Raw genomic sequence first — 3,175 nt, forward strand, 5'->3', positions numbered from 1 at the left:
GCGGGATCAGCGCCGCGCCGGTGTTGTGCCCCAGTGCGTGCCAGGGGATCTCGCCGCCCTGGGTCCAGAGCAGCGCCAGTTGCTGCAGGTCAGCGGCGGCAATCAGGCCTGCACTGAGGGCCGCGGCACCTGGGCCGGACAGCAGGCTGGCCAGGGCCGCCGGCACCTCGTCGACATTGCCCAGGGCCAGCGGCAAATCCGTGCTGTCCAGGCTGGCCAGGGCCTGGCCCTGCTGCAGACGCTGCAGGATCTCGGCCAACAGCCCGCGCAATTGCGCCGTGCTGCTCACCCGCAACGCCAGCCGCAGCGGCATCGCTTCACGACCGTTCTGCAGGGTATGGGCCAGGTCCTGGAGTCGAACCTGCGGATGCCGATCCAGGTGCCGCGCCAACCGCTCCAGTCCCTGCTGCAAGGCAGCGCTGCTGTGGGCCGACAGCGGCACGATCTGTAGCAGGCCCGGCTCTGACGCTGCCAGGTCCGGAATCGGTGCGCTCGGGTACTCCTCGATGATCAGGTGGGCGTTGGAGCCCCCGGCACCAAAGGCACTGAGGCATGCCCGACGTGGCACCGGCTGCTCCACGCCGTCGATTTCCAGCACCGGCTGCGGCCACTCGGTCAGTGTGCGTTGCAGCACGAACGGCGAGTGAGCAAAGTCCAGCTTCGGATTCAGCTCACCCAGCAGCAGCGACGGCGCTAACTGCCGGTGTTGCAACTGCAGCACCAGCTTGCTCAGCGCCGACATGCCCGAAGCTGCCTCGGCATGCCCGATGTTGGATTTCACCGAGCCGATGGCGCAGGACTGAGGGGCGACTCCCGCTGCGCTGAACACACGGCTCAACGCACTCAGCTCGATGGCATCGCCCATCGCCGAACCATTGGCCGCCGACTCGACGTAGCTCAGGGTGCGCGGGTCGATCCCGGCGCGCTTGAAGTTGCTATCGATCAGCGCCGCCTGCAGTTTTGCACTCGGCACCGAGAAGCCATGGGTGTGGCCGCCATGGTTGACCGCGGTGGACTTGATCACCGCCAGAATCGGATCGCCGTCGCGTTCGGCGTCGGCCAGGGTCTTGAGCAATACCGCGCCGACGCCTTCAGCCGGCAGATAACCATCGCCATCGGCAAAACTGCGGCTGCCGGCATGGCTGCCCAACACCTGACCGACGCTCAGGCCGATGTACTTTTTCGGGTGCAGGGTCAAGTTGACGCCGCCGGCAATCGCCAGCCGACAGTCGCCATTGCGCAGCGCCTCGCCCGCGGCATGAATCGCCGAGATCGACGAGGAGCACATGGTGTCGATTGCCAGGCTTGGCCCTTGAAAATCGAAGAAATACGACACCCGGTTGGCAATGGCACTGTAGGACGTCACTGACACCAGCGATTCACGGACCAGATCCGACTCGAACGCCTGGTATTGCTGGTACATCACCCCGACAAACACACCCACTTGCTGCTGATAGCGTTGCTGGATCTGTTGCCGGGTGAGCCCGGCACTTTCCAGCAGGTTCCAGCAGGTTTCCAGGAACAGCCGGTCATTGGGGTTGATGATGTGGGCCTCCCGGGGCGAGAGGTTGAAAAACAACGGATCGAAGTCCTCGACCCCGTCAAGAAAGCCCCCCCATTTGCAGTAGGTCTTGTCGAAGCGGTCACGGGCCGGGTCAAAGTACGCCTGGTGATCCCAGCGCGCGCTCGGCACTTCGCTGATCAGGTCTTCCCCACCCGCCAGCTTGTGCCAGAACGTTTCCAGGTCGGCGGCGCCGGGGTAGCGACCACTGATACCGATGATCGCCAGATCGCGACTGTTGCCGGCCACGGCGGGCGTCTCGCATTGTTGCCGGTTACGCGCACGCTGGCGGACCGGGGCCTGGGCAATCAGGCTGGTTTCTTCGCGGGGTGCGCTGGCCTTGGCCCCCTCGGGCCTCAGCCACTGGTCCAGCCTCTGGGCATGCTGGCCGATGAAGTAGGCGCTCAGCTCGCGCACCGTCTGATACTCGTACAACAAGGTGTTGGGCAGCGAGCCAAACAGGCGCTCCAGCTGCCGGGTCAGCTCGGTGAGCATGATCGAGTCGGCTCCGTAGCGCTCGAACGACGCATCGCTGTCGATCTTCTCCAGCGGCCGCTTGAGGGTGGTCGACAGCAGTTGCTTGAAGTAGCGGATCGCCAGCGCCTGCAGATCGCCCTCCACGCTCGCTGGCAAAGGTGTCGATGGAGCCAGGGCTGTCGCTGCAGGCATCTCCTGCGGCGCTGGTGGCTCCTCGAACCTGTCCGGCTGCCACTGCCCGGCGATAAACCGCTTGATCTTCGCAATGTCGCCTTCCAGCACCATCCAGCGCTCGGCGCCGCTGGCCTGGACCAGCGCCTGCTGCAGAAACCCCAGGCCGCCGCTGTCACTCAAGGGTTCAATCCCGGTCAGCTCGATCATCTGCTGCTCGCGTTGCCCATCGATCTGCAGACCACCGTTGCGCCACAGCGGCCAGTTGATCGCCAGCGTGCGGCCCTGACGGCGGCCGGCCCGCACCTGGGCCCCACGCCAGCCGGCCCACTCGTCCAGGTACGCATTGGCCAGGGCATAGTCGCCCTGGCCCGGATTGCCGATCACTGCACTCACCGACGAATACAGCACAAAGCAGTCCAGGGGCAGATGGGCGCTGGCCCGATCCAGGTTCAGCACCCCCGCCACCTTGGGCGCCAGGACGGCCGTCAGATCGGTCACGCTCTTGTGCTGCAGCAGGCTGTCGCGGGTGATTCCGGCGCAGTGGAAAATCCCGTTGAGGGTGCCCCATTCTTGCTCGCACTGGGCAATCAAGGCCTCGACCGCGCCGCGGTCGGCAATGTCCAGCGCGTGCAGTTGCACTTGGGCCCCCAAGGCCCTGATCGCGGCGACCCGCTGACTGGCCTCGGGTGAGAGTTGCCCGGCCGAACGGCTGGCCAGGATCAACCTGACGCCCTGCCCTTGTCGGGCCAGCTGCTCGGCCAGCAACAAGCCCAGGCCGCCGGTGCCACCGCTCAGCAGGTAAACCCCGTCTTCGCGCCACGGTGGCGCGGTGCCCTGGGCCAGCTGGGTTTCCTGCCAGGACGCCACCTGACGCTGACCATCGCGGTAACGAACCCGCTCGTCGTCCTGCAAGGCATTGTCCACCAGCCACTGCGGCTGCAGGCTGCCCTGCAGCTCGATGCA

The 3,175-nt window shown here is 65.9% G+C and carries 1 protein-coding gene; it reads right to left on the reverse strand.

The window, feature by feature from the left end; genetic code table 11:
- Positions 1-3,175 (reverse strand): SDR family NAD(P)-dependent oxidoreductase (locus tag BLX41_RS34080; protein WP_221179235.1); only part of this gene is annotated, 3,175 nt, incomplete at both ends.

It is taken from the genome of Pseudomonas protegens (assembly GCF_003732485.1).
Classification (GTDB): Bacteria; Pseudomonadota; Gammaproteobacteria; order Pseudomonadales; family Pseudomonadaceae; genus Aquipseudomonas; species Aquipseudomonas protegens_B.